We start from the raw sequence: 17660 nt of genomic DNA, 5'->3' as shown, positions 1-17660 counted from the left end.
AACCCTACCCGACGGGTCCGCGGCCCGGTACGGCCCCGGGACGACGCCGGCCGGGTGGTTGGGCCGTGCAACCATGGGAGGAGTGAGCAGCACCGCCGGTGAGGGAGGTCCCGTGCACACCGCAGACGCCCTGGAGACGATCCAGCGGGAGATGACGGTCTTCGCCCGCCGGGCCCGGGCCGCGGCGGGCCGGATGCACCCCGAGCTGTCACTGGTGTCGTACACGCTGCTCGGGCACCTGGAGGAGAGCGGCGGGTGCCGGGCCACCGACCTGGCCGCCCACTACGCCCTCGACAAGTCCACCGTCAGCCGCCAGGTGACGGGACTGGAGCGCGCCGGTCTCATCGAGCGCCGCCCCGACGCGGCGGACCACCGCGTCCAGGTGCTGCACCTGACCGGAGCCGGGCGGCGCATCCTGGCCCAGGCCACCGAGAGCCGCCGTGCTGCCTTCCGGGAACGTCTGGCCGACTGGCCCGCGGAGGACCTGAGCCGGTTCGCGGACTACCTCGTCCGCTACAACGCCTCACCCGGTCCCGGCCGGCAGGACTAGGTCACCCGGCACGTACGGTTGAGTACGCACACATTGAGCACACCGGTCCGGCGGGGCACCGCCGGCCCGCCCGGAGGCACCACCGCATGCACATCACCCGAGGCTTCACCGGGCGTCCCCGCGTCGCCGACCCCGGTCTGCCGCCCGGCCAGTACGACGCGGGCGACGACTGGCCCGTCCTGTCGGCCGAGGTCACTCCCGAGCTGGCGGCCGCCGACTGGACCTTCCGCGTGGACGGGCTGGTGGCCGCGCCCCGCACCTGGGACTGGGAGGCGGCGCACCGGCTGGAGCCGTCGGCGTACGAGGGCGCCATCCACTGCGTGACGAGCTGGTCGAAGTTCGGGGTGCGCTTCGCGGGCGTGTCCCTGGACGCGTTCCTGGATGTGGTCCGGCCCCATGGCTCGGCCACCCATGCCGTCGCCTACGCGCACACCGGTTACACCGCGAACCTCCCTCTCGCCGACCTGACCGGCGGCCGCGCCTGGATCGCCTGGGAGTACGACGGGCGGCCGCTCGCCCCCGAACACGGCGGCCCGGCCCGGCTGGTCGTGCCGCACCTGTACTTCTGGAAGAGCGTCAAGTGGGTGGCGGGCCTGCGGATCCTCGACCACGACGAGCCGGGCTTCTGGGAGCGCAACGGGTATCACGAGCGGGGCAACCCCTGGGAGGAGCAGAGGTACTCCGGTGACTGAGACCGCCGTGACGGAGAGCTTCGTGCCGCCCACGCGGTTCGCCGTGCCCGGGCGCATCGCCGTGCACGAGCAGGCCGCGACCGCGTGGCAGACCGCCACCCTCGCCGAGATCCGCCGCGAGACCCCGCGCGTGGCCACCTTCCGGCTCGCCGTGCCCGGATGGCCGGGGCATCTGCCGGGCCAGCATCTGATGGTGCGGCTGACCGCCGAGGACGGCTACACCGCCCAGCGGCACTACTCGCTCGCGTCCGCGCCGGACGATTCCGGGCACGTCGAGCTCACCCTGGACCATGTCGAGGGCGGAGAGGTCTCGGGCTGGTTCCACACGGTCGCCCGGCCCGGCGACCGGGTCGAGGTGCGGGGCCCGGTGAGCGGCTTCTTCGCCTGGCCGGGCGACCGGCCCGCCCTGCTCATCGGCGCCGGCTCCGGTGTCGTGCCGCTGATGTCGATGATCCGGCACCACCGGGCACGGCACCTGACCGTGCCGCTGCGGATGGTGGTGTCCGCGCGCAGTCCCGAGGAGCTCGTCTACGCCCGGGAGTTGGGGGCGGAGACCACCACGGTCTTCACCCGGAGCGCGCCGGAGGGCGCGGCAGTGGGACGTATGGCGGCCGCACATGTGGCGCCCCTCCTGGCCGAGCAGCCTTCCGGTGGGTGGGAGGCCTATGTGTGCGGCTCCAACTCCTTCGCCGAGCACGCCTCGCGGTTGCTGGTGACGGCCGGTCAGCCGGTGGATCGGATCCGCATCGAACGGTTCGGCTGACCCGGGTGTTTCGCCGCGCTCGCGCCGGGCACCCAGCCGTGGGTTTCGGCCGGCCGCCCCTGCCGCGCAGATGGCCGTGGGGCGATCGACGCGTGCCGGACGGGGTATCCGGTCGGTGAGGGCACTCGCACGCATGACGTGACGTGGAGGGAACGGCGGCGCACCGCACGGCCGGTCCGGCCCTCCGGCCGCGATGACGGCGAGGAGGTGGGCATTTGCGGACCCCTGAGCGAAACTGGCGCTGGCAGCGCAGTCCGCTGCGGCGCCGGTCGGACGTCGTCGAAGCGTGGACGGTGCTGGTGGTCGCCGTCCTCCTCCTCGTGGGCGCGCCCGTGGCCGGGACGGCCGCCGCCCGGTGGGCACACGGCGAGGCGCGGTCGCTGGCGGTGGAGCAACGGGCCGAGCGGCACCGGGTCCGGGCCGAGGTGGTCGAGAGGAACGACTCGCTGCCGTCGGTGCAGGCGGGCGGACAGCACGCCTACCGGGCAACCGTGCGCTGGACGGAGCCGGGCGGAGCCACGCGCACCGCCACGGCCCGGGTCCCCGCGGACACCCGGCAGGGCGAGACCGTGGACGTCTGGTTCGACGATCGGGGGCGCAGTGTCACACCGCCGGTGGACGGGGCGGCGGTGTGGCAGCACACCCTCACCGTCGGAACCTGCGCCGCGGGCGGGACGGTGTTCGTGGTGCTCTTCGGCCATTCCCTGGTGCGCCGGGTGGCGTTGCGCCGGCGGATGGCCGAGTGGGACCGGGCGTGGTCCCGTACGGAGCCGGAGTGGACGCGTCGCAACGCGTGACGGTCCGGGGCCCCGGGCATCCGGCACATGCCTGGCCCGCCCTCCGACCCCACCCGTAGGGTGATCATCCGCACGGCCCCGTAGCTGCTTCCCACCCAAGGCGGTCCCGCATGGCCCTGTTCGACCTTCCGCTCGACGAGCTCCGTGAATACCGCAGCGCGGCCGACGAGCCGGAGGACTTCGACGCCTTCTGGTCCATGACCCTCCAGGAGGCGCGTCTGCACGACCTGGGCGCCCGCTTCGAACCGGTCGACACGGGCCTGACCACGGTGCAGGTGTTCGACGTGACGTTCGCGGGCTTCGGCGGTCACCCGGTCAAGGGCTGGCTGACGCTCCCGGCCGGCGCGGACGGCCCGCTGCCGCTGGTCGTGGAGTTCATCGGCTACGGCGGCGGGCGCGGACTCCCCCACGAGCACCTGCTGTGGGCGTCCTCGGGCCGGGCGCACTTCGTGATGGACACCCGTGGGCAGGGCAGCGCCTGGGGCGGGGGCGGCGGCACGGCGGACCCGGTGGGCGGCGCGCCCGCGTACCCCGGTTTCATGACCCGCGGCATCGACGCCCCGGAGAACTACTACTACCGCCGGGTCTACACGGACGCGGTGCGTGCCGTGGAGGCGGCCCGCTCCCACCCCCTGACCGACCCGGCGCGCACGATGGCGGTCGGTTCGAGCCAGGGCGGCGGCATCACGATCGCGGTCGGCGGTCTGGTCCCGGACCTGGCGGGCATCGCGCCCGACGTGCCGTTCCTGTGCGACTTCCCGCGCGCGGCGACGCTCACGGACCGGCACCCGTACCGGGAGATCGGCCTCTATCTCAAGACCCACCGCGGCCGTACCGAGGATGCCCTGCGCACGGTGTCGTACTTCGACGGCGTCCACTTCGCCGCCCGCGGCCGGGCCCCCGCGCTGTTCTCGGCCGCCCTGGAGGACCAGACCTGCCCGCCGTCGACCGTCTTCGCGGCCTTCAACGCCTGGGCCCATGACGACAAGGCGATCGAGGTCTACGACTTCAACGACCACGAGGGCGGCGGGCCCTTCCAGCAGGCGGTCAAACTGCGCTGGATGCGCTCGTACATCTGATCCGGCCGTTTCCCTCCGCCGCACTTCCGCACGGTCCGACCAGTCGGTACGTTCATCGCGCCCGGGCCGCGACGCGTGGTGCCGGGCCCGGGACGGTCGGCGGAGGGGGCTCATGTCCGAGTTCGGGACACAGGTGCGCGGTCACTGCGACGCGCGCTTCACGGCGGTGCGCGAGGCGTTCGAGGAGAACTTCCGGGAGCGCGGTGAACTGGGCGCCGCGGTGGCCGTCACCGTCGGCGGCCGGACGGTGGTGGACCTGTGGGGCGGCTGGGCGGACGCGGCGCGCTCCCGCCCGTGGGAGCGAAACACCCTGGTCAACGTGTGGTCCACCTCCAAGGGGCCGGTGGCGCTGTGCGCGCACATCCTCGCCGACCGGGGGCTGCTGGACCTGGACGCGCCGGTGGCCCGGTACTGGCCCGAGTTCGCGGCGGCGGGCAAGGAGAAGGTCCTCGTCCGGCATCTGCTGTCCCACCGCGCCGGTCTGGCGGGGCTGCGGGAGTCGCACTCACTGGAGCAGCTCTGCGACTGGGAGCTGACCACGCAGCGGCTCGCGGCGACCGAGCCCTGGTGGGAACCGGGCACCCGGTCCGGCTACCACGCGCTGACCTACGGTCATCTGGTCGGCGAGGTCGTACGCCGGGTGTCGGGACTCGGGCCGGGGGCCTTCCTGGAGCGAGAGGTGACCGGCCCGCTCGGCCTGGACTTCCGCATCGGGCTGCCGGAAGAGGACTCCGGCCGGGCGGCCGAGCTGGTTCAGGCGCCGGCCATGGGTGGCAGTGAACAGGCCACGGTCTTCGCCCAGTTGGCGCCGGCGGCCGTCGCCGCGCTGACCAACCCGGCGGTGTCCGCCGCCACGGCGAACACCCCGCAGTGGCGGGCCGCGGAGATCCCGGCGGCGAACGGGCACGGTACCGCGCGTGCCGTCGCCGGGCTGTACGGCGTCTTCGCGGGTCCCGGCACCCACGGGGGCCACCGCCTGCTGTCGCCCGAGGCGGCCGAGCGGGTGCGCGAGGGGCAGGGCCGCTGCCGGGACCTGGTGCTCGGCGCGGGTTTCGAGCACGAGACGGAGGCCGGTCTCGGGCTCTGGCTCAGCGGCCCCGCCGGCTCGTACGGACCCAACCCGCGCGCTTTCGGACACGACGGCTTCGGCGGCTCCTGTGGGCTCACGGACCCCGAAGCAGGGGTGTCCCTGGGCTATGTGATGAACCGGATGGGGCCCCGCATCGCCGACGACCCACGCAAGACGGCCCTGATCGACGCCCTGTACAGCGCGTTGTGAACGCGGGACGGTTCCGGTCGTCCCCTGCCGGGCCGGGAGGCGCCGCCCGCGGCCGGCAGTCGTCGCTCACCCGTTCGGCGGACTGCCGACGCGGGCCGGCGGAGATGACGGAGATCATCGAGAGACGGCACGGCTTCCCCGGCGAGTCCCGAGAGGATCCCCATGACCATGTTCACGACCTCCGACGGCACCGAGCTCTACTACAAGGACTGGGGCGAGGGGCAGCCCGTGGTGTTCAGTCACGGCTGGCCCCTCAACGCGGACGCGTGGGACGGTCAGGCCCGGCTGGTCGCCGAGCACGGCTTCCGGGCGATCGCCCACGACCGCCGCGGGCACGGCCGCTCGGGCCAGCCCTGGCGGGGCAACCACATGGACCGGTACGCCGACGACCTGGCCGAGCTGATCGAGGCACTGGACCTCCACGACGCGGTCCTGGTGGGGCATTCCACCGGCGGCGGCGAGGTGGTCCGCTACATCGGGCGGCACGGGACCGCGCGGGTCGCCAAGGCCGTGCTGCTGGGGGCGGTGCCGCCGCTCATGCTGCGGACGGAGGCCAATCCGCAGGGCACGCCGAAGGAGGTCTTCGACGGGATCCGCGCGGGCGTGGCGGCGGACCGCTCGCAGTTCTACTGGGAGCTGAGCGAGAGCTTCTACGGCTTCAACCGGCCCGGCGCGGCCGTCTCGGAGGGCATGCGGCGGGCCTTCTGGCGGTGGAGCATGCAGGTCGGCCTGAAGGGTGCCTACGACTGCGTCGAGCAGTTCTCCGAGACCGACTTCACGCAGGACCTGCGGCGCATCGACGTACCGACGCTCGTCGCGCACGGGGACGACGACCAGATCGTGCCCATCGCCGCCTCGGCCCACCGGACCTCCGAGCTCGTCGAGGACGCGACGCTCAAGGTGTACCCGGGCGCCCCGCACGGCCTGGTCGGCGACTTCGAGAAGGCGTTCAACGACGACCTGCTGAAGTTCCTGCGCGGCTGACCCTCACGCCTGCGCCCGGGCCGCGTCCGGCAGCCGCGCCATGACCAGACGCACCCGCGGGCTGCCATCCGGCCGCAGGCCGAATTCCGGCAGGGCGCACAGCTCCACCCGGAAGCCGGCCTCCGTGAGTTCGCGTCGCACGTCCGCCAGGCGGAACGCGCGGTAGTACATGACGAACGGAGGCCGCCAGAGCGCGTTGCGCACCCGCATCACGGTGTCGAAGCCGAGCAGCGCCCAGTAGCCGGGCGAGCCCGGGCGGGGCGGGGCGACCAGCGGGAAGGCGAAGCAGCCGCCCGGCCGCAGGACGGAACGGACCTGGGCGAACAGCCCGGGCAGCTCGCGGGGCAGGAAATGCCCGAAGGCCCCGAAACTGACCACCAGGTCGAAGGCGGGCCCGAAGGGCAGCGCGCGGGCGTCGGCCCGGACCCACGAGACCGGCGGGCCCGGCGGCCCGACCCGCCCGCGCGCGACGTCGAGCATGCCCGCGCTGAAGTCGACGCCGGTGACCCTCTCCCGGCACACCCGCGCCAGCACACCGACGCCAGCCCCGGTACCGCAGCACAGATCGAGTCCGGCGTCGAAGGGCCCGGTCCTTCGCAGTACCGAGCCGACGGCGTCGAGGATCACGTCGGGTGTCCGGAACGGCGTGTGGTCGAATTTCGGCGCGAGGAGGTCGTAGCCGTGCTCGACGGACGACAGCGCCTGGACGGCGAGTTCGCGCACGCTGGGGCCTTCGGGGCTGAACATCGGCTCAGCCTAGGGGAGCCCGCTGCCGCAAGATGGTGAGTACGCGCTCGCACCAGCGGACGTTCTCCTCCTCGAAGGAGATGCCGCCCATCAGCGTGAGGTAGGGGCCGACGCGGTCGGCCTCCCGGAGGTACTCGGTCTCGGTGCGGCCTGCCAGGAGGCGTTCCCGCACCCGCCGGTAGCGGGCGAGTTTGCCGCGGGCCCACGCCTCGCGCTCCTCGACCAGCACACGCGTGGCGTCCGGGTCCACGCCGTCCATGGCCTGGATCTTGATGAGGAGTTCGTCGCGGATGGCGGTGGGCCGCCGGGGCGGCGTGGCGGCGAACGCGTCCAGGTCCCGGCGGCCGGCTTCGGTCAGCGTGAACATCCGTTTGTCGGGCCGCCGTTCCTGGCGCACCACCCTCGCCTCGATGAGTCCGTCCTGCGCGAGGCGCTCCAGTTCGCGGTAGAGCTGCTGGGGAGTCGAGGCCCAGAAGTTGGCCAGCGACACGTCGAACACCTTGGACAGCTCGTACCCCGAGGCCTCGCCCTCCAGGAGGGCCGCCAGCACGGCGTACTTGAGAGACATGTGGACACCGTACCAACGGATGATTATTCTACTCTGCACCTATTCAACAAATTGACCAAGGCGGTTCGATGCGTGCATTCCGTGAGGCGATCGAGAAGCTCGACCTCGACGCCGCCGAGGCGCTGCTGGCGCCGGACGTCGTCTTCACCAGTCCGGTCGTGTTCAAGCCGTACGGCGGCAAGGCGATCACGGCGGCGATCCTGCGCGCCGTCTCCGGGGTCTTCCAGGACTTCCGCTACGTGCGCGAGATCAACGACGCGGGCGGCCGTGACTCCGCCCTGGTCTTCACCGCACGCGTGGGCGACCGGGAGATCAACGGCTGCGACTTCATCCATGTCGACGAGGACGGACTCATCGACGAATTCACCGTCATGGTCCGCCCGTTGTCGGCGGCCCAGGCTCTCGCGGCGGCCATGGGTGAGCAGTTCGAGCGGATCGCCGAGGAGGCGCGCTCCCGTTCGGTCTGAGCGCCACGTCCCGCTTCCGTTCCCGCGTTCTCCCGGCACGGGCGGCCGGTTCGCGGTTGGATGTCCCCATGACGTCCGTCGAGCACGAGCGGCTGATGCGGGCCAACCAGGCGAACTGGGACGCCCGCACGCCCGTCCATCTCAGCAGCCGCTTCTACGGTCTCGGCCAGGACCTCGACCCCGGGCGCTGGTTCGCCCCGTTCGAGTGGGAGGACCTCGGCGAGCTCGCCGGTCGTGACGTGCTGCACCTCCAGTGTCACCTCGGCACGGAGACGATCGCCTTCGCGCGGTGCGGCGCCCGGGCCGTCGGCCTCGACTTCTCCGAGGCGTCGGTGTCGGCCGCCCGGGACATCGCGGCGAAGGCCGGAGCGGACGTGACGTACGTCCGGGCGAACGTGTACGACGCGGTCGAGGCGCTGGACGGGCGGCGGTTCGACGTCGTCTACACCGGCAAGGGTGCCCTGTGCTACCTCCCCGACCTCAGCCGGTGGGCGGAGATCATCGCCCGGCTCCTGCGTCCCGGCGGCCTGTTGTACGTCGTCGAGTTCCACCCCCTGCTCAACGCGCTCGGGCCGAAGCCCGGCCCGGGCGAGGGGCCCGAGCTGCTGTTGCGCCACGACTACCTGGGCGGTGCCGGCCCGGTGCACCGCGACGGGACCCACACCTACACGGACGGCCCGGCCCTCGAGGGCGCGACGGACAGTTACGAGTGGCCGCACGGAATGGGCGAGGTCGTGAACGCGTTGACGGGTGCGGGACTCTCCGTGCGGCGACTGCGGGAGGGCGACGAGCTTCCCTGGCCGCGGTGGCCCCGGATGGTCCGCACGGAGTCCGGCTGGTGGCGGCTGCCCGAGCCGCGCATTCCGCTGCTGTACGGGCTGCTGGCCACGCGTTGAGGTAGCTACGTGCCTCCACCGCTTTCGCTGGTATAATGCGAACAGCACTTGTGCACGCCCCTGTTGCTGGGCGCCGGTGCTGTTGCTTCGCTCTCTCTTTCTCTCCAGCACCACGACGTGTTCGTCGTATCCGAGGTGCTGTTCCCCCGCCGCCCGGAGGCGTGCCACCGGCCCTCCCCTCGCGGCTCTCCCCCCTTCCTCGCATGTCCCATGCCTGCCGTCCGTGAAAGGACACACACCACCATGACCACCACACTTGACACCCCATCCGCCCAGCAGCAGTCCCCCGAACGGACCGTGTCCGGTGTCCTCGACATCGACACGAACGGCAAGGGGCACCTGCGCGGCGAGAACTGCCTGCCCTCTCCCGCCGACGCCGTCGTCTCCCCCGCGTTGATCCGCCGGTACGGCCTGCGCAAGGGCGACCTCGTCGAGGGCGTGACCGGCGACCGGCGCGCCCTGACCGATGTCGCACGCGTCGGCGGCCGTGCGCCCGGCACTCCGCACGGACGGCGCCACTTCCGGGACCTGACGCCGCTGCACCCGCACGAGCGGCTGCGGCTCGAACACCCGGCGGCCGGCCTCGCCGGACGCGTCGTCGACCTGATCGCACCCGTCGGCAAGGGCCAGCGCGGGCTCCTCGTGGCCCCGCCCAAGACCGGCAAGACCGTCCTCCTCCAGCAGCTCGCCGCCGCCGTCACCGGCAACCACCCCGAGTGCCGGCTGATGCTGCTGCTGCTCGACGAGCGGCCCGAGGAGGTCACCGACATGCGGCGCTGCGTGCGGGGCGAGGTGTACGCCTCGACCTTCGACCGCAGCGCCAAGCAGCACATCGCGCTCGCCGACCTGGTGATCGAGCGCGCCAAGCGGCTCGTCGAGGCCGGCGAGGACGTCGTCGTCCTGCTCGACTCGCTGACGCGGCTGTGCCGGGCGCACAACAACGCCGCCGCCTCCGGTGGCCGCATCCTCACCGGGGGCGTCGACGCGTCCGCGCTGACCGGCCCCAAGCGGTTCTTCGGCGCCGCCCGGTCGGCCGAGGAGGGCGGGTCGCTCACGGTCCTCGCGACCGCCCTGGTGGAGACCGGTTCGCGGGCCGACGACTTCTACTTCGAGGAGTTGAAGTCCACCGGCAACATGGAACTCCGGCTGAGCCGGGACCCGGCGTCCCGCCGTGTGTTCCCGGCCGTCGACATCACCCTCTCCGGCACCCGTCGTGAGGAACTCCTGCTACACCCGGCCGAGTTGACGGCCATCCACGGCCTGAGGCGCGTTCTGCAGGGCCGGGACGGGCAGGGCGGCCTGGAGACCCTGCTGGAACGGATGCGCGAGTCACCGGACAACGCGACGTTCCTGCGGCGCATCCAGCCGACACTGCCCTCGGGCTGACGCCACCGCGTCCTGCCCGGGGAGTCACCGAGCAGTCGAGGACACGCGTCCCTCCACGGTTTCGACCATCAATCGGGCGGCACCGGTATTGCGCGGTGCTGTTGCCCGACCACGCCAGGCGCCTCAGGCCCCGCTCAGGACGCGATCCACCTCCCCTCGCCGACGGCGACGGCGACGGCGACGGCCCAGGGCTCGCCGGTCTCCGCGGAGGGGTGACCGCCGAGGGCGCGGCGGACGGCCGGGAGTCGAGCACGGGAGATCATCCATCCGGGTGCTAGCGCGGGGAGTGCGGGCCCGTCGTCGCCGCGTGGAGCATCTCCGTTTCTACGTTGACCGTATGATCAACGGATTCTCTTCCCGGGTGGCCGTGTCGGCCGGTGCGCTCTGCGTGGCAGGGCTTCTGGCGCTGACGCCCGGAGCGGCGGCCGACCCCGGCGGGGCGGAGCCCACTCCACCGGGCGGGCCGAGGGCCTCGGGCCCGCACCCCTCGCTGCTGTACCGACCCGGCACCCAGGTCCGCCCGCGTACCGGAGTCGCACGCCTCCCGAAGGTCTCCGCGCTGTCCTGGCTGGTGGCCGACGCCCGCACCGGAGAGGTGCTGGCCGCCCACAACGCGCACCGCAAGCTGCCCCCGGCCAGCACCCTGAAGACGCTGTTCGCCCTCACCGTGCTGCCCGGGCTGCCTGCGGGCGTCCGGCACACGGTCCGCGAGCGGGAGCTGCGGGGCATCGGCGCCGGCAGCAGCCTGGTCGGGGTCGTCGAGGGCCACACGTACCGGATCGCCGACCTGTGGCGCGGCGTCTTCCTCAACTCGGGCAACGACGCCGTGCACGTCCTGGCCGAGCTCAACGGCGGCTGGCGGGTCACCGCCCAGCGGATGCAGGCCAAGGCCCGGTCTCTCGGCGCCCGTGACACCCACGTGGTGTCACCCGACGGCTACGACGCACCGGGTCAGGTGTCGTCGGCGTACGACCTGGCCGTGTTCGGCCGGGTGGGGCTGCACAACCGCGACTTCGCCCGGTACTGCGCCACCGTCGAGGCCACGTTCCCCGACGGCGGCAAAGGGTCGTACCCGATCCTCAACACCAACCGGCTGCTGAGCGGCGCCAAGGGGGTGAAGCCGTACCGGGGGCTGATCGGCATCAAGAACGGCTACACCTCCAAGGCGGGCAGCACGCTCGTCGCGGCGGCCCGCCGGGACGGGCGCACCCTGGTCGTGACGGTGATGAACCCTCAGGAGGGCGGCGGGTCCGCCGTGTACGAGGAGGCCCGTTCGCTGCTCGACTGGGGCTTCAGGTCGGCCGGGAGGGTCGAGGCGGTGGGCTCGCTCGGCGCGCCGGGCACGTCAGCGCGGCCGGTCGTGACGACGCCGCCCGCGGTCGCGGCGGCCGTGCCGGAGAAGCACGGGTCCGTCTGGACGGAGGCGGGGATGATCGCGGGTGCCGCCGGTACGGGCGCGGCCGTCGTGGTGCTGGTGCTGCGGCTTCCGGTCCGCAGACCCCGGCGGAGCTGACCCACCGGCAGCCACAGCAGCAGGCCCAGGGTGATCCAGGCGTAGGTGTTGCCGCCCAGGAACCCGTCGACGCCGGACGCGTCGTCGAACCACAGCCACACCACGCTCGTGCACAGCACGGCGTACAGGGCGCCCGCCACCCGGAGGCGTCCCGCGCGGACCAGCACGGCGAAGGACGGCAGCAGCCACACGAGATGGTGCACCCACGTGATCGGGCTGACGAGACAGGCGGCGAGACCGGTCAGGGCGAACGCCGCCGTCCAGTCCCCCGCCGCGACCGCCCGGCGGGCCCGCACCGCCCACACGCCGAGGATCAGCAGCACCGCCAGGGCCCACACCGCGCGGTCCGGTTCGCCGAGCCGGGCCAGGATGCCCTGCACCGACTGGTTCGAGACGTAACCGAGGCGTCCCACCCGGTCGGTGTCCCACAGCGCCTCCGTCCAGTAGAAGCGCGACGCGTCCGGGTCCACCCAGGCGGCGAGGGCCATGGCACCGAGGGCCACGGCCGTGGCGACGACAGCCGCGCGCCGGCGTCCGGCCACCAGCAGCAGACCGATGAACAGCGCGGGCGTGAGTTTGATCGCCGCCGCGAGACCGATGCCGACGCCCGCCAGGCGTCCGCGCCCGGTGGCGAGCAGCGTCGCGTCGGTGAGGACGAGCGCCAGCAGCAGCAGGTTGACCTGGCCGAAGCTGAAGGTGTCGCGGAGCGGTTCGAACAGGGCGAGCAGACAGACAGTCAGGGCCCAGCCGAACCAGCCGTGGCGCCGCCGGTCCGGTCCGGCGAGCAGCCGCAGGATCACGGCCAGGGCTGTCAGGTTGAGCAGCAGGGCCACGGCGATCGCGGTGTGCAGCCCCAGCAGGGCCATCGGCAGCATGGCGACCGCGGCAAACGGCGGGTAGGTGAAGCCGTACGTGGTGCCGGGCACCCGGTAGTCGTAGAGGCGGCCGCCGTGGTGGACCCAGGAGTCGATGCTGCCGTGGTAGACGCGCAGGTCGAACCAGTCGCGCAGCAGCGGCACGGTCGCGGTGAAGACCGTCACCAGCGTGGCGAGGGCGAGCACCAGCAGCAGCCGGCCCCGGTCGGTGCGGGGCAGGGCCGGGGTCATGCCCCGCCTCCCGGCGCCGGGGCGAGTTCGGCCCGGTGGGCCTGCACCAGCACGACGAGCGCGAGTGCGCCGCCCAAGACGGCCGGCACGAGTTGCCCGGTGTCCGCGCCGCCGCCGGGCAGCACGCTCAGTGCGAGCACGCCGGTGACGGCCGCCGTACGGTGGCGTACGGACGTACTGGGTGTGGCGGCGGCGATGAGGAACACGCCCCACAGGGCGTACCAGGGGCGGATCGCCGGCCCGAGCGCGGCGACCGCTGCCAGGGACAGGCCGAGCGCGTACACCGGCCTGAGGCGCAGCCGGAGCCAGATCAGCGCGATCGCGATCACGGCGGCCACGACGCCCAGCGCGTGCCAGGCGGGGAGCGCCAGGGGCGCGAGATCGCTGCCGAGGTGCTCCAGCAGGGCCCGGGTGACGCGGCCGAGGAGAGTGGTCAGGGCCCAGTTCTGCGGGGAGACGGGGGTGTTCAGGGCGCCGACCCAGCCGTATCCGGTCCCGGCCACGGCCGTCGCCGCGGCGGTGGTCCCCGCCGCCGCTACGGCCGTCGTGACGAGGGCCTTCGCCGCGCCGTGTCCCGCCCGCACCTGGAGGGCGGCGACGGCGGCGAGACCCAGTGCCGCGGGCGCCTTGACCAGGGCGGCGAGGGTGACGAGGACGGCGCCGAGGACCGGCCACCGGCCGAGCGCGGCCACCAGGCCGACGCCGAGCAGGCCCAGCATGACGGCGTCGTTGTGGGCGCCCGCGACCAGGTGCAGCAGGACGAGCGGGTTGAGGGCGCCCAGCCACAGCGCGGCAGACGGATCGGCGCCGCAGTGCCGGGCGAGCCGGGGCAGCGCGGCCGCCATCAGGGCCACGCCGGCGAGAGCGACGAGCCGCATCCCGAACAGCCCGGCGGGCAGTTCACCGCGGGTCAGAGCCGACAGCGCCCCCGCGACGGCGAGGAACACCGGGCCGTACGGGGCGCCGGTGTGCCGCCAGAGCGGGGCCACCTCGTCGGCGAGGGGACCGCCGAGCCGGGCCGGACCGTGCGCGTAGACGTCCAGGTGCGCCTCGACCATCGCCCCCTGGGCGAGGTAGCTGTAGACGTCCCGGCTGAACAGCGGCGGGGCGAGGAGCAGCGGGGCCGCCCAGGTGGCGAGGACGAGCAGCAGGGAGCGGGGCTCCGGTGGTCCCGGCCCGCGCACCAGCCGGCCCAGCTGCAGCCAGGCCGCTGTCAGCAGGACGACGCCGAAGTACACGCCGACCACGCCGAGGACGGCGCGGGCGGAGGCCGGGTGGAGAAGGTCCGCCACGGGCAGGGCGCCGGCCGTCTCACCGCCCAGGGCGAGGCAGGCGCTTCCGGCCAGGCCGATCACCTGGCAGCGGCGGAGAACGACGGGGAAAGCCATGGCCAACACGTGGGCAGCGTGTCAACGGCGGATGGCCGATAGGGGACGCTCCCCTCTCCGCGGGGCGGCCTGCTCGTGACCGGCCGGTGCGGACCGGCCGATGAGTTCCCGCCAGGGCTGGAGTCCTACCGGCATCAGCGGACCGACGAACGGACGTGACCCCATGACCAGCACCTCGGCGTACGTGAAGGTCAACGGCCTGGAGATGTACTACGAGCTGCACGGCGCCGACAGCGGGCACCGGCCCCTGGTGCTGCTGCACGGCGGTGTGCTCACGATCGGCCTGTCCTTCGGGGCCGTCCTGCCGGCGCTCGCGGCCGCGCGCCGGGTCGTGGCTCCCGAGCTGCAGGGCCACGGGCACACGGCCGACATCGAGCGGGAGATGAGCGTGCCCGGCCTCGCCTCGGACGTGGTCGGGCTGCTGGACGGGCTGGGCATCGACCGGGCGGACTTCCTGGGGTTCAGCCTGGGCGGCCTGACCGCCCTGGAAGTGGCGGTGCGCCACCCCGAGCGCGTGGGACGGCTGGTCCTCGCCGCCACCCACTACCGGCAGGACGGCTACTACGAGGAGGTCCGGGATCCGGAGTACGCCTCGCCGCGGTTGCCGAGCCCGGCGGATTTCCAGGAGATGGCCGACGCCTACGCGGCCGTCGCGCCGGACCCCGGGCACTTCGCGGACTTCATGGCCAAGTGCGGGACGGCGGCGCACGCCCCGCTGCCCTGGACCGCGGACGACCTGCGCGGCCTGGCCGCGCCCACGCTCCTGGTGCTCGGCGACACGGACTTCCTGCGCGTCGAGCACGCCGCCGAGATGCGTGACCTGATCCCCGACGCCCGGCTGGCGGTGCTCCCGGCCACCACCCACATGGCGCTCATGCGGCGCACGGAACTGCTGCTGCCGATGCTGGAGGAGTTCCTCGGCTGAGCGTCCCGGGCCCCGGACGGGATGAGACCGGCGGTCAGAACACCGACAGGCCGGTCAGGGTGGTGAACCGGTCGAGGGCCGCCACGCCCGCCACCGAGTTGCCCCGCTCGTCCAGGCCCGGGCTCCACACGCACAGGGTGCAGTGGCCGGGTACGACCGCGATGATCCCGCCGCCGACGCCGCTCTTGCCGGGCAGGCCCACGCGGTAGGCGAAGTCGCCCGCCGCGTCGTACGTGCCGCAGGTCAGCATGATCGCGTTGATCTGCTTGGCCTGGCTGCGGGAGAGCAGACGGGTGCCGTCGGCGCGGACGCCGTGCCGGGCCAGGAAGCCCGTGGCGAGGGCAAGATCGGCGCAGGACGCGGCGATCGAGCACTGCCGGAAGTACTGCTCCAGCAACGTCGGCACGGGGTTGTCGATATTGCCGTAGGACGCCATGAAGTGGCCGAGCGCGGCGTTGCGGTCGCCGTGGGCGGTCTCGGACGCGGCGACCTCCTGGTCGAAGCCCAGGTCTGGGTTGCCGCTCTCGGCCCGCAGGAACGCCAGCAGTTCACCCGACGCGTCCCCGGTACGGGTGTGCAGCCGGTCGGTGACGACGAGGGCGCCCGCATTGATGAACGGGTTGCGCGGGATGCCGTTCTCGTACTCCAGCTGGACGAGGGAGTTGAAGGGGTTGCCGGAGGGCTCGCGGCCCACGTGCTCCCACAGGACGTCACCCTCGCGGGCCAGGTCGAGGGCGAGGGTGAAGACCTTGGTGAGGGACTGGGCGGAGAACGGCTCCCGCCAGTCCCCCACCCCGTACACCGTGCCGTCCGGCTCGGCGACGGCCATGCCGAAGCTGCGCGGGTCGCGGGCGGCGAGCGCAGGGATGTAGTCGGCGGGCCTGCCGCGGCCGGGGGTCCGCTCGATCTCCTCGGCGATGCGCTCCAGGACCGGCTGGAAGGTCGTCGTCGACGTCATGATCGCCATTGTCCCTCCGCCGGTCCCGGTGCGCTCTCGTGGGTCAGGCCGGGGCCTGGCCGCTGCCTGCCAGGACCTCGGGGCGCAGCAGGCCGGCGAGGGTCTCGGCGGGGAGCAGGCCCTTCTCCAGGACCAGTTCGGCCACGCCCCGGCCGGTGGCTAGGGCCTCCTTGGCGATGTCGGTGGCGGCCGTGTAGCCGATGTGCGGGTTGAGGGCGGTGACCAGGCCGATGGAGTTCTCGACGCTCGCGCGCAGTGCCTCGGTGTTGGCGGTGATGCCGGAGACGCAGCGCTCGGCCAGGGTCAGGCAGGCGCTCTGCAGATGCGTGATGGACTCCGACAGGGAGTGCAGGATGATCGGCTCGAAGGCGTTGAGCTGGAGCTGTCCGGCCTCGGCGGCCATGGTGATGGTGACGTCGTTGCCGATGACCTCGAAGGCGACCTGGTTGACGACCTCGGGTATGACCGGGTTCACCTTGCCGGGCATGATGGACGAGCCGGCCTGCACCGGCGGCAGGTTGATCTCGCCCAGGCCGGCGCGCGGCCCGGAGGACAGCAGCCGCAGGTCGTTGCAGCTCTTGGACAGCTTGACCGCGATGCGCTTGAGCACGCCGGACATCTGCACGAAGGCGCCGCAGTCCTGGGTCGCCTCGACCAGGTTGGCCGCGGTCACCAGGGGCAGTCCGGTGATGGCCGCGAGGTGGCGGCGGGCGGCCTCGGCGTATCCGGCGGGTGCGTTGAGGCCGGTGCCGATCGCGGTGGCGCCGAGGTTGATCTCATGGATCAGCTGGACGGCCTCGGCGAGCCGGGACCGGTCCTCGTCCAGCATCACGGCGTACGCGGAGAACTCCTGGCCCAGCGTCATGGGCACCGCGTCCTGCAACTGGGTGCGGCCCATCTTGAGCACGTCGCGGAACTCGACGGCCTTGCGGGCGAACGTGTCCTGGAGGACGGACATCGCGTCGAGCAGCCCGCGCACCGCGAACACCGTCGCGATCTTGACGGCGGTCGGGTAGACGTCGTTGGTGGACTGGCCGAGGTTGACGTCCTCGTTGGGGTGCAGGTACCGGTATTCGCCCTTGGCGTGGCCGAGCAGTTCCAGCGCCCGGTTCGCCACGACCTCGTTGGCGTTCATGTTGGTGGAGGTGCCGGCGCCGCCCTGCACGACGTCCACGACGAACTGGTCGTGCAGCTTGCCGTCACGGATCTCCCGGCAGGCCTCCACGATGGCGGCGGCCTTCCTCGGCTCCAGCAGGCCGAGTTCCTCGTTGGCGAGGGCGGCGGCCTCCTTGACGGCGGCGAGGGCGTCGATCAGGTGCGGGTAGGCGGAGATGGTCATGCCCGTGATGGGGAAGTTCTCCGTGGCCCGCAGGGTGTGCACACCCCAGTACGCCTCGGCGGGAACGTCACGGTCACCGAGCAGATCGTGCTCGGAGCGGGTGGCGGCGGTCATGACGGTGAGGGTCCTCTTTCTGAGGGAGAGTGAGGGTGGTGGCGCGCCCCTCAGGGGCGCGGGGAACTGCGCGACCAGCCCCGTGCGGCCCGCGGCCGCCGGTGGCGGG

General features: G+C 73.0%; 18 protein-coding genes and 1 pseudogene. 12 read left to right on the top strand and 7 right to left on the bottom strand.

Features of this window, described 5'->3' with window-relative positions; all coding sequences use genetic code 11:
* Positions 1-112 precede the first annotated feature (112 nt).
* The 7 genes from AB0937_RS06525 (at position 113) to AB0937_RS06495 (ending at position 6144) form a co-directional block, all read left to right on the top strand.
* Positions 113-550: a MarR family winged helix-turn-helix transcriptional regulator gene (locus AB0937_RS06525; protein WP_366709899.1), complete on the top strand. Its 438-nt coding sequence runs from the start codon at positions 113-115 to the stop codon at positions 548-550.
* An 86-nt stretch (positions 551-636) separates the two neighbouring features.
* Positions 637-1242: a sulfite oxidase-like oxidoreductase gene (locus AB0937_RS06520; protein ID WP_366709898.1), complete on the top strand. Its 606-nt coding sequence runs from the start codon at positions 637-639 to the stop codon at positions 1240-1242.
* Positions 1243-1249: 7 nt separating this feature from the next.
* Entirely contained in the window at positions 1250-2005 is a 756-nt protein-coding gene (locus tag AB0937_RS06515) for a ferredoxin reductase (RefSeq protein WP_366710227.1), read from the top strand.
* Between the two features lie 215 nt (positions 2006-2220).
* On the top strand, positions 2221-2802 hold the full coding sequence (locus AB0937_RS06510; protein ID WP_366709897.1) for a hypothetical protein: 582 nt from the start codon (positions 2221-2223) through the stop codon (positions 2800-2802).
* Positions 2803-2912: 110 nt separating this feature from the next.
* Complete coding sequence (locus AB0937_RS06505; protein ID WP_366709896.1) at positions 2913-3881, top strand: acetylxylan esterase; 969 nt, start codon at positions 2913-2915, stop codon at positions 3879-3881.
* Positions 3882-3993: 112 nt separating this feature from the next.
* On the top strand, positions 3994-5160 hold the full coding sequence (locus tag AB0937_RS06500; protein WP_366709894.1) for a serine hydrolase domain-containing protein: 1167 nt from the start codon (positions 3994-3996) through the stop codon (positions 5158-5160).
* A gap of 162 nt (positions 5161-5322) precedes the next feature.
* The gene (locus tag AB0937_RS06495) at positions 5323-6144 is read left to right on the top strand and encodes an alpha/beta hydrolase (protein WP_366709892.1); all 822 of its coding nucleotides are present in this window, start codon (positions 5323-5325) and stop codon (positions 6142-6144) included.
* Between the two features lie 3 nt (positions 6145-6147).
* Here the strand turns inward: AB0937_RS06495 and AB0937_RS06490 are convergent, their stop codons facing one another.
* Together AB0937_RS06490 and AB0937_RS06485 are read right to left on the bottom strand one after the other, a co-directional pair.
* Complete coding sequence (locus AB0937_RS06490; RefSeq protein WP_366709891.1) at positions 6148-6891, bottom strand: class I SAM-dependent methyltransferase; 744 nt, start codon at positions 6889-6891, stop codon at positions 6148-6150.
* Positions 6892-6895: 4 nt separating this feature from the next.
* Positions 6896-7459 (bottom strand): PadR family transcriptional regulator, encoded by a 564-nt coding sequence (locus AB0937_RS06485; protein WP_366709890.1) that lies wholly within the window; start codon positions 7457-7459, stop codon positions 6896-6898.
* Positions 7460-7527: 68 nt separating this feature from the next.
* Here AB0937_RS06485 and AB0937_RS06480 point away from each other — a divergent pair, with 68 nt between their 5' ends.
* From AB0937_RS06480 to rho, 3 genes are all read left to right on the top strand, one after another.
* Positions 7528-7926, top strand: coding sequence for a nuclear transport factor 2 family protein (locus tag AB0937_RS06480; RefSeq protein WP_366709888.1), 399 nt, complete (start codon positions 7528-7530; stop codon positions 7924-7926).
* Positions 7927-7994: 68 nt separating this feature from the next.
* Positions 7995-8822, top strand: a complete 828-nt coding sequence (locus tag AB0937_RS06475; RefSeq protein WP_366709887.1) for a class I SAM-dependent methyltransferase — start codon at positions 7995-7997, stop codon at positions 8820-8822.
* A gap of 243 nt (positions 8823-9065) precedes the next feature.
* Positions 9066-10208, top strand: a complete 1143-nt coding sequence (rho, locus tag AB0937_RS06470; RefSeq protein ID WP_366709885.1) for a transcription termination factor Rho — start codon at positions 9066-9068, stop codon at positions 10206-10208.
* Between the two features lie 134 nt (positions 10209-10342).
* Here the strand turns inward: rho and AB0937_RS06465 are convergent, their stop codons facing one another.
* Positions 10343-10471, bottom strand: coding sequence for a hypothetical protein (locus tag AB0937_RS06465; RefSeq protein WP_366709883.1), 129 nt, complete (start codon positions 10469-10471; stop codon positions 10343-10345).
* A gap of 74 nt (positions 10472-10545) precedes the next feature.
* On the opposite strand from AB0937_RS06465, the pseudogene AB0937_RS06460 reads away from it, so the two are divergent.
* Positions 10546-11430, top strand: a pseudogene (locus AB0937_RS06460) (serine hydrolase); the annotation flags it as partial.
* Positions 11431-11441: 11 nt separating this feature from the next.
* On the opposite strand, the gene AB0937_RS06455 reads toward AB0937_RS06460, so the two are convergent.
* Positions 11442-12827, bottom strand: a complete 1386-nt coding sequence (locus tag AB0937_RS06455; protein WP_366709881.1) for a glycosyltransferase 87 family protein — start codon at positions 12825-12827, stop codon at positions 11442-11444.
* The gene (gene mptB, locus AB0937_RS06450) at positions 12824-14215 is read right to left on the bottom strand and encodes a polyprenol phosphomannose-dependent alpha 1,6 mannosyltransferase MptB (RefSeq protein ID WP_366709879.1); all 1392 of its coding nucleotides are present in this window, start codon (positions 14213-14215) and stop codon (positions 12824-12826) included. Before mptB ends, AB0937_RS06455 begins: the two co-directional genes overlap by 4 nt.
* A 163-nt stretch (positions 14216-14378) precedes the next feature.
* Between mptB and AB0937_RS06445 the strand changes: the two genes are divergently transcribed.
* Complete coding sequence (locus AB0937_RS06445) at positions 14379-15140, top strand: alpha/beta hydrolase (protein ID WP_366709877.1); 762 nt, start codon at positions 14379-14381, stop codon at positions 15138-15140.
* 34 nt (positions 15141-15174) lie between these two features.
* On the opposite strand, the gene AB0937_RS06440 is transcribed toward AB0937_RS06445, so the two are convergent.
* Both AB0937_RS06440 and aspA read right to left on the bottom strand, forming a co-directional pair.
* Complete coding sequence (locus AB0937_RS06440) at positions 15175-16107, bottom strand: glutaminase (protein ID WP_366709876.1); 933 nt, start codon at positions 16105-16107, stop codon at positions 15175-15177.
* Between the two features lie 34 nt (positions 16108-16141).
* Positions 16142-17551 carry an aspartate ammonia-lyase gene (aspA, locus tag AB0937_RS06435; RefSeq protein ID WP_366709875.1) on the bottom strand — a complete coding sequence of 470 codons (1410 nt, stop codon included), beginning with the start codon at positions 17549-17551 and terminating at the stop codon, positions 16142-16144.
* Between the last annotated feature and the right edge of the window lie 109 nt (positions 17552-17660).

Source organism: Streptomyces sp. NPDC047880 (assembly GCF_040706515.1).
GTDB lineage: Bacteria > Actinomycetota > Actinomycetes > Streptomycetales > Streptomycetaceae > Streptomyces.
This window is presented reverse-complemented; position numbering and strand designations above follow the sequence as displayed.

What these genes read in the sequence shown, in the direction of transcription:
- AB0937_RS06455 (WP_366709881.1), bottom strand. Translation starts at nt 12,827, where the DNA reads ATGACCCCGGCCCTGCCCCGCACCGACCGGGGCCGGCTGCTGCTGGTG.
- AB0937_RS06480 (WP_366709888.1), top strand. Translation starts at nt 7,528, where the DNA reads ATGCGTGCATTCCGTGAGGCGATCGAGAAGCTCGACCTCGACGCCGCC.
- AB0937_RS06505 (WP_366709896.1), top strand. Translation starts at nt 2,913, where the DNA reads ATGGCCCTGTTCGACCTTCCGCTCGACGAGCTCCGTGAATACCGCAGC.
- aspA (WP_366709875.1), bottom strand. Translation starts at nt 17,551, where the DNA reads ATGACCGCCGCCACCCGCTCCGAGCACGATCTGCTCGGTGACCGTGAC.
- AB0937_RS06495 (WP_366709892.1), top strand. Translation starts at nt 5,323, where the DNA reads ATGACCATGTTCACGACCTCCGACGGCACCGAGCTCTACTACAAGGAC.
- rho (WP_366709885.1), top strand. Translation starts at nt 9,066, where the DNA reads ATGACCACCACACTTGACACCCCATCCGCCCAGCAGCAGTCCCCCGAA.
- AB0937_RS06485 (WP_366709890.1), bottom strand. Translation starts at nt 7,459, where the DNA reads ATGTCTCTCAAGTACGCCGTGCTGGCGGCCCTCCTGGAGGGCGAGGCC.
- AB0937_RS06500 (WP_366709894.1), top strand. Translation starts at nt 3,994, where the DNA reads ATGTCCGAGTTCGGGACACAGGTGCGCGGTCACTGCGACGCGCGCTTC.
- AB0937_RS06490 (WP_366709891.1), bottom strand. Translation starts at nt 6,891, where the DNA reads ATGTTCAGCCCCGAAGGCCCCAGCGTGCGCGAACTCGCCGTCCAGGCG.
- AB0937_RS06440 (WP_366709876.1), bottom strand. Translation starts at nt 16,107, where the DNA reads ATGGCGATCATGACGTCGACGACGACCTTCCAGCCGGTCCTGGAGCGC.
- AB0937_RS06520 (WP_366709898.1), top strand. Translation starts at nt 637, where the DNA reads ATGCACATCACCCGAGGCTTCACCGGGCGTCCCCGCGTCGCCGACCCC.
- AB0937_RS06475 (WP_366709887.1), top strand. Translation starts at nt 7,995, where the DNA reads ATGACGTCCGTCGAGCACGAGCGGCTGATGCGGGCCAACCAGGCGAAC.
- mptB (WP_366709879.1), bottom strand. Translation starts at nt 14,215, where the DNA reads ATGGCTTTCCCCGTCGTTCTCCGCCGCTGCCAGGTGATCGGCCTGGCC.
- AB0937_RS06465 (WP_366709883.1), bottom strand. Translation starts at nt 10,471, where the DNA reads ATGATCTCCCGTGCTCGACTCCCGGCCGTCCGCCGCGCCCTCGGCGGT.
- AB0937_RS06445 (WP_366709877.1), top strand. Translation starts at nt 14,379, where the DNA reads ATGACCAGCACCTCGGCGTACGTGAAGGTCAACGGCCTGGAGATGTAC.